The sequence below is a fragment of the Allochromatium warmingii genome, assembly GCF_900107145.1.
GTDB classification, from domain to species: Bacteria; Pseudomonadota; Gammaproteobacteria; order Chromatiales; family Chromatiaceae; genus Thermochromatium; species Thermochromatium warmingii.
This window is the reverse complement of the sequence record NZ_FNOW01000066.1, coordinates 1-7572: the sequence shown is the minus strand read 5'-3', so window position 1 is coordinate 7572 and position 7572 is coordinate 1. Positions and strand designations below refer to the sequence as shown.

Genomic DNA, 7572 nt, shown 5'->3' with positions numbered 1-7572 from the left:
CCAGAAGGCAAGCGTTTAATTTCTTTTCTCTGTAATCGCTCGACTTGATGCGCTTGAAAAGCGGCTGTAAAATCCGTTACCAGTTGATCGAACTTTGCCCGACTCATGCCAATTGTGGCTTTAATCGTGCGATCATTATCTATATTTTTAAATTTTTCAAAAATCATGATATGGTCTCAAAACTAAATTTTTTGGAATATGGGGTCGTTTTTCGGTCGGTACAAGTCTATTATGGGTCAAAATCCAAGATCGTTTTACCACATAAAAAACCAAGAAAGTCTAAGAAAAATCCATCTCCAGCTTTGACCGAGGAGCAGGAAAAATCGAATAAAGCGCACGCCCAAAAGCGCGTTGTTGTTGAACATGCTATTGGAGGCATGAAGCATTTTCACTGCCTAACACATCGCGTTCGCAATCAATCCGTTGTATTCATTGATCAATTTTTGGGACTTGGAGCCGGACTCTGGAACTTCAAAATAGCCTAAAATCAATAAGTTAGCGTGCGGTACAAGTCTAGTGTTTTGCAACCTGACTCACCCAATCTCGCCTTGTGATCAGCTATGTCATCTGAGGCGGTCAGTCTACTGATGAGTGATACTAAACTTGATAGACCCTACCTGTCGAGTCAACTACAAACGCTGCGATCACGCTTCGCACAATCCGACGGCGCCACCGTCGATGCAGTCGCTCTGTTTAACTTCCTCGTGCATTGTGGGCGCCTTGGCGAAGCTGAGCAAGTAGCGCAAGCGCCTTCACTAGCCGCCGAGCCCATGGCGCGCCAACAGCGCCGCTCCGCCACAATCGCACAACGAGCCGACCGCTGGGCAGCAGCCCTGACACTGTGGTCGGAACTCTTCGCTGCGCAACCTGAAGACCTGGGACTGTTGCGCAACCTTGCCCAGTGCTACCGCGCGCTTGGCGAACCCGCTGCCGCTGTCCGTTCATTGGAGCAACTCGTCGCCAACGACCGTGCGTCACCAAACGACCATCTACAACTGTTGACACTCAAAGCTCAGATGCAGGGTGAGTCGGTGCCTCCAAAAGCGCTGGAAGCGCTGTATCTCAATTCGCCAACTGCCTTGCCGATTGCTATTCCTTACCTAAACACCCTGCCTCCAGACGCCGCCCTTGAAGCTGCTCGTGAGTTACTCGCACACTTTCCAGCCGCTCCCTCCATCTGGCTCTTTATTAATGCTTTGCAGCAAAAGGCAGGTGATCTCGCGAGCGCAGAGGCCACCCTGATTCTAGCGCGGTCTCAGTGTGTCGACGATACGCCGATCGTTTTGCGCTACATCCAGTTTCTCTCGGCGCAACAACGTGATGCTGAAGCGCAAAAATTACTCGATGACGCGCTGTGTGGGGTGACAGACCAGGCTCTTCGCGTGCAAAGTCGGCTTTACTCTGCACGCGATCAACCAAGCGCGGCCCTTCACGCCGCTATCGCCGCCTTTCGCCTCTGTCCAAACGTCGATGGCCATCAACTGCTCGCGCGGGCCATGCTCCAATGTGGCCGATACATTCCGGCGCATCGGTTATTTGCAAGGCTCAAGCATGAGTTCGCTGGCAATGTTTCGGCCTGGATTCCAATTGCGCATCTCGACAGCGATCTTGACCATGGATTCGAGGCGATTGACTGGTTGCGGCGTGCTCGTGATACTGGCTTAGCGATTCCGCCGCCTAGATCCTACGCTGCTGCGAATTGGCTTGTTGGCGATGAAGAAGAAACTTGGATCGGCGTTCTTGCCGCCGCTTTCAATGAACCAAGACTGTTAATGATGAAGCCAGGTCGTCGCCGGGAAATGCTGGCGGAACTGGCCGACCGCATGCTGACAAAAGAAGCCCAATGCTATTCAGTAAACGCCGATGACCGATCTGTAGCAATCGCTTCTTGGTCTGAATCCATTCCCAGTTTGTATGAGATCAAAGCCTACAAGCCGCTTCCGCCCGCGCAGCGAGAGGCGCTTACCGCGTTGGATCATGCGGCAAGGACTGGCGCTGCTGCGGAAGGGCTTGCGGCATTGACGCCTTTTCTGGAACCCATTCTTGCAAGTACCTCATCGCAGACATACTCGAGGCTGTTACTTTGGCGTTTAGCCGCCTTGGCTGATCTGGCTGGGCAACCGGAAGCAGAAATCAGCTACCTGATCAACGCCGCCCAACTCGATCCACGTGAACCTTTATGTGTTGGCAAGGTGCAGCGCAGCCTGCGGCGATTGGGACCAGTCTTGTCTTGGCATGGGAACGCACGCAGGGTTGTCATGATTGTCTCCTGTGCCGCCAACCTGCAAAAAGCCAAAGCGCTCGCCCATCGCTTACGCATCCATGATGGTCCCAGCGTGATGATCATCAAAGCGGATAACGCCATTAATAGTCATCGCCTCGAAACCGAGCCGTTTGGCTACGTCATGACGGTCCCGGGCGATGACGGCTACCTAGCATTGCCCAATAAAGTGGCCCAGGCATTGCGGTTTTTGTATGCCTGCACGAATTGCCGATCGGTGATAAAAGTTGACGACGACGTCGCTGTGTCGAGTGGCTCCGATCTCAGTCAGTTTTTCGCTCACCTTGATCTTGCGGGACATAATTATGCCGGCAAGATTAATAAACGCCATAACCCGATTTACCTCCATTACCGTGCTACTGTATCAGCGTTACTCCCTCCGCCTATCCATCATCGCTCAATCCCGTATTGCAACGGTGGTTGGTTATATTACTTATCACGAAAAAGCCTGAAATGTATCTTCACTCAGGCGCTTTCTAACTTGCCACCCAATGCTCCAGGAATCGTGTTTGAAGACCTCTATGTCGCTGAATTGTTATCGGAACAACAGATTACACCAACGGATGTTAGCCAGACCTTGCGCGGCCTGATAGCCGTTGATACCGGCACTCGCTCAGCCATTGCCAAGAAACTGCACGCTCTCAATTCGGTGGATCAGATGTCCAACCCGTCAGCTTCCTCTCCTCGCTATACCCTTATCGTCACCCATGGTCGCAGCGGATCGACATTACTTAATGGACTTCTGAATGCCATCGACGGATGGTCGATCAAGGGGGAGAATAACAATCTGGCCTATGGCCTATATCTATCCTGGAAAAGCCTCGCCGAAGCGAGCAGTGAGCGCAAAAACTCCTTGACCACACCGCAATCTCCATGGTTTGGGCTCCACGACATGTCGCCGCACGATTATGCGCAAGCGTTGGCGAGGCCACTCCTTTCCTGGTTGGAAGCAGGTGTGCCACTGTCAAGGCACCGGTGCCTTGGCTTCAAAGAGATCCGCTATTTTAAAATCTTCCGCGACGATCCATCTGGCGCGGAATTGGCTGCTTACCTATCATTTCTGACGACCATCCTGACTCCCTGCCGGCTGGTGTTGTTAACCCGCGACCCCGAACAAACGGCACGAAGCGCTTGGTGGCAACAATGTGACCAGGAACCGCTTCGAGCCGATTTGCGTCAATTTGCTGACTTTTTGCAATCCTACGCAACCGAGCGACCTGAGCAGGCCTTCTATCTCACCTACGATGACTTAGTGACCAAAGGGCCAAGAGTCGATGCCCTGTTCGCATTCCTTGGGGAAAAACCTTCACCGACCAAACATGCTCAGGTTTTCGCGCGGCCTCATAGCTATAACCAACGCTCTTTATACCTCTCTTCAGTACCCGAGAACTGGGCGAGTCCGAATCTGCCTGCTCAGCTCAGATATGCCCACAGCCTCCAAGTTCGCGGGCGCTGGGATGAGGCGAGACACGCTTATCGAGAGGTTATCGCCAGCCATGGCAGAGGGGAGATTCAGCAGCCGCCCCTTATCGCATATACACGAGCAGGAGCGGTTCACGTCGTCCTGCGCCGCAGCGACACCCATCGCTTGGCAGCGGCCATGGTTCCCAAGGTCGCCTGTAGCTCCATCAGTCACTTACTGTACCAACTGGATCATGGCGGCAAACTTTTTCAACCCCGCTACCGAATCCATGATTACTTCAGCAAACATCAAAACGTTGTGTCTGATGCACGTTTATTAGAGGGCTATTGCCGGTTTGCGGTAATCCGCGACCCTGTCGAGCGTTTCATCTCGGGTTATCGCAACCGCATTCTCTTTCACGCTGACGCCGCAGAGATGTTTGCTTGGAATATGCGGCGATTTGAGCCATTAGGCATTAATGAGTTCGCCGAAAAAATCGACGAGATGTGCCAATATAGCAAGGCGATTCTTCAGCACTTCTCGCCTCAAAGACTCCGCTTAGGTGATGACTTGACCGCCTTCGACGCTGTTTATCCGCTAGAAGACATGGCGGGATTAGCTAACCACTTATCCGATCGCGTTAAGCAGCAACTAACATTTGGGCATTTTCAAACTGGGGGTCCGGAGATAGGCTTAGAGGCCTTGTCTCCAGCGACCCTGGAAGACCTCATTACGCATTATGCGGAAGATTATGCGTTGCTCGCCTCTTGGTATACCCCAGAGCGGATTCGTGACCGCTATCGCTATGCCCTTGCTCATCCCAAGTCTTTATCCATGCCGGTTCCGGAAGGTGAGGGAAAGCTGTGCTTCGTCAGCATTCATCGCAGTGTGGATACCGCACTGCTAGACATCATTAATACCGCAGCGAACGCACATGTTGGACCATTAGACTTGATTCAGGGTGATCTAATCGCTCAACTTCTCGACTGGCCACGACCAGAAATACCCTACGGTAAACATTTTCTGATTTCAGGTGCCATCGGCTTTGCGGTAGCGAAACGTGCCTTTCCTCGCCGACGACTATTCATCATGCTTAGCAATCCTGTTGACCTTCGACTAAAGTGCTATTTCAACATTCTTGAGCAACAGAAGAAAGTTTATCGCAGCGATACATCCACAAAAGAGATTCTGGATTGCCTCAATAACCACGAAGATGCTTCCGCGCAGATCCATCTTGCTGCTTATTTGCTCGATCAGGAGCCTGAGAATAAGCAGCTGTTCCCCGCCTGGCAAACATTACCAAACGAGGAGGTCGTTAATCGCTGCGTGCGTGTGTTGTCCGAGGAATTCAGCGCGTTCGGGTTGACAGAGCGCTATCACGAATCGCTCGCGCTGTTCGGTGAACAACTCAGCTTGACGCTTGCGCTGGACGACAATGATCACAGACACGACGATGCGTGGGCCCAAGTCTCCGATGAGGTACGACAAGCACTTGAGGTCGATCTCTCCGTTGATATGGCGATCTACCGGGCGGCGCTAGAGCTCTTTGCGAAGAGATGGGTTGCAAGCGCTAGCGCGTCAGAATCAATTGCCCAGGGTGCTGCCGCCCCTATCGCAAGCAAAGAGATGTCCTGTTAGCCTTGATGATGACATGCGGTTACCGAGGGGAGATCTATCAGTATGCCCGGTCAATACTTCGCCTGTCTTGGTGCGCAGAAGTGCGGAACTACCTGGCTTTATCGATTCCTAAAGAATAAGACATCAGCGATCATGCCAGAATTAAAGGAATTTCATTGGTTCGATGAACGGACAGGGAAAGTGCAAGGCTTTCATCAGTGGTATCAGTGGCGATGGGAAACGCGTTCCTGTGCGCTCAAGGCATCTGGAGAGCATTTCACCCGAGAAGATGAGCAATTACGAGCGCGGTCGCTCATGTCATCCGACGATGACTACAAGGCTTTTTTTCAGAGTTATTGCGGTGTCAATAGTGGCTCGGTTTCAGGGGACATCACTCCGTCTTACGCTATGTTGGATGCAGAACATTTTGGCGCCATTAAATCGCTTTTTTTTAATGCAAAACTGATTCAGCTCTTGCGCAATCCTGTTGACCGTCATTGGTCAGCGACTCATCATTTAGCGAATAAGCTTGCGGCTTTACAACCAGGGCAGCGCGAGGCAGCCAGTCAACCGGTTGCGTTGAATTACGCGGATTATGCTCATCTCCCGCCATTGAATGCGGAGGACTTGGCCCTGGCGATGTTACAAGACCCTAGGTTTCGACGCCGCAGTGACTACCATCGCAGTTACACTGCGGCTCGTTCAGTTTTTTCGTCGACCGAGATCAAAACGGTATTTTCAGAGCATTTGTTTAGTGCTGATGTCGTATCAGTCTGCGAGCGCGTCAGTGAATTTTTAAATGTTGAAATTAATTCGGCTCCATCTCTGCTCATCAAGAAGCCGGCCTATCCGGCGATGTCTCGCGAGCTGCGCAAGCGTTTTTTCCAAGCCTTGAAGGCTGACTATCAATGGGCACAAAGCAAGTTCAGACAAATTCCAGATACCTGGTTGCGCGATCTGCGGGATTTTAGTTGACTGCCCTATCTTGCTGAGAGGCTGGCACCCACGCGTTGTCGAAACGTTTGCGAAGCATGCACGCTAAGCCATGAGGACTATCAGGCCATGTTTCGCGACGCTGACCTAGAGTACTTTGAGTGTGAAGCGAATCGTCATGACTCTACTCGTGAAGAACGAGAGAGACATCATTAATGCCAATATCCGATATCATCTTGCCAATGGTGTTGACTTCATCATCGCCACGGATAACGGTTCAAGTGATGGTACTCGAGAAATTCTTGCTGACTACCAGCAGGCAGGCGCATTGAGGCTCATTGATGAGCCTGGAAATGACTTTTCGCAAGATCAATGGGTCACGCGGATGGCCCTGTTAGCGAGAGATAAGCATGGCGCGGATTGGATTATTAACAGCGATGCTGATGAGTTCTGGCGCTATCCTGGTGGCTCACTTAAAGATGGGATCGTGGGGTGTACGGAACCCATTCAGCTTTGTCATCGGCATAATTTGTTTAATGCCTGCGATAGTCTTCTGACTGGACCTTGGTTTAACGATTTGATCTATCGTGTGGTTAATCCGATCCCACCTCCCATGCGCCAGGGGTATCACGATAGGGAACTGCGGCAACCTTATTTCTCCTACCGTCTACCGCAAAAGGCGATCATCGCTGGCCCAGGTCTAGTTTCTGTAACACAGGGTAATCATGGCGCGATTTATGAATCCACAGTTTCACAGCGGGTGAGTGCAATTGCGATCTACCATTTCCCGGTGCGCAATCGAGTTCAATTCCTGCGTAAGATTAAGAGCGGTGGAGAAGCTTACTCGCGTAATACGAGGTATGCTGAAAGTATAGGTTGGCACTGGCGTCGGTTCTACCGAGTTATCCAGCAGGATGGTATTCACTCAGCCCTTGCTGAGGCAGTACCGACTATGGCGCAGATCCAGCTTGGCCTGGATGCTGGTGAGTATGTCGAAGATCGCACATTTTTCCATGACTATCTGGCGCTCCTCCGGCATCTTTAAGCAAAGAGCGTCAGGCGAGATGTCACGGGTCATGCTTGTCATGATGGGTACTAAATCCGTGGGCAGTATCGTTAATTCCTAGATGTCAAGTCCCGCGAGATTATAGACGCGCTTTTTGAAGCGTTCAGGGCATTGTTGTTGCCAGTCCTTGAGTGCTTGAATCGGCGCGATGTGTCCGAGCGCCTTCTGCGGGATCTGGTGATTGTATAACCGCACGTAGCCGTTGAGGGTGTCGGCTAGGTTCTGGGAGGAATCAAAGCGAGTGGTGGCGAGCACCTCGGCAATGCGCCCATT

The 7572-nt window shown here is 51.7% G+C and carries 4 protein-coding genes and 1 pseudogene; 4 read left to right on the top strand and 1 reads right to left on the bottom strand.

Going from position 1 to position 7572, the window contains the following annotated elements; translation table 11 throughout:
• Positions 1 to 47: 47 nt before the first annotated feature.
• From BLW10_RS14570 to BLW10_RS13135, 4 genes are all read left to right on the top strand, one after another.
• Positions 48 to 485, top strand: coding sequence for a transposase family protein (locus BLW10_RS14570; protein ID WP_091335413.1), 438 nt, complete (start codon positions 48 to 50; stop codon positions 483 to 485).
• A gap of 102 nt (positions 486 to 587) precedes the next feature.
• Positions 588 to 5321 carry a sulfotransferase family 2 domain-containing protein gene (locus tag BLW10_RS13145; RefSeq protein ID WP_177169073.1) on the top strand — a complete coding sequence of 1578 codons (4734 nt, stop codon included), beginning with the start codon at positions 588 to 590 and terminating at the stop codon, positions 5319 to 5321.
• A gap of 42 nt (positions 5322 to 5363) precedes the next feature.
• Entirely contained in the window at positions 5364 to 6275 is a 912-nt protein-coding gene (locus BLW10_RS13140) for a sulfotransferase (protein ID WP_091335408.1), read from the top strand.
• Between the two features lie 121 nt (positions 6276 to 6396).
• Positions 6397 to 7278, top strand: coding sequence for a glycosyltransferase family 2 protein (locus tag BLW10_RS13135; RefSeq protein ID WP_143117088.1), 882 nt, complete (start codon positions 6397 to 6399; stop codon positions 7276 to 7278).
• A gap of 78 nt (positions 7279 to 7356) precedes the next feature.
• Here the strand turns inward: BLW10_RS13135 and BLW10_RS13130 are convergent.
• Positions 7357 to 7572, bottom strand: a pseudogene (locus tag BLW10_RS13130) (IS481 family transposase); the annotation flags it as partial.

Excerpts from the sequence above, each read along its gene's own strand:
- BLW10_RS13140 (WP_091335408.1), top strand. The coding sequence starts at position 5,364 with ATGCCCGGTCAATACTTCGCCTGTCTTGGTGCGCAGAAGTGCGGAACT.
- BLW10_RS14570 (WP_091335413.1), top strand. The coding sequence starts at position 48 with ATGCGCTTGAAAAGCGGCTGTAAAATCCGTTACCAGTTGATCGAACTT.
- BLW10_RS13145 (WP_177169073.1), top strand. The coding sequence starts at position 588 with ATGAGTGATACTAAACTTGATAGACCCTACCTGTCGAGTCAACTACAA.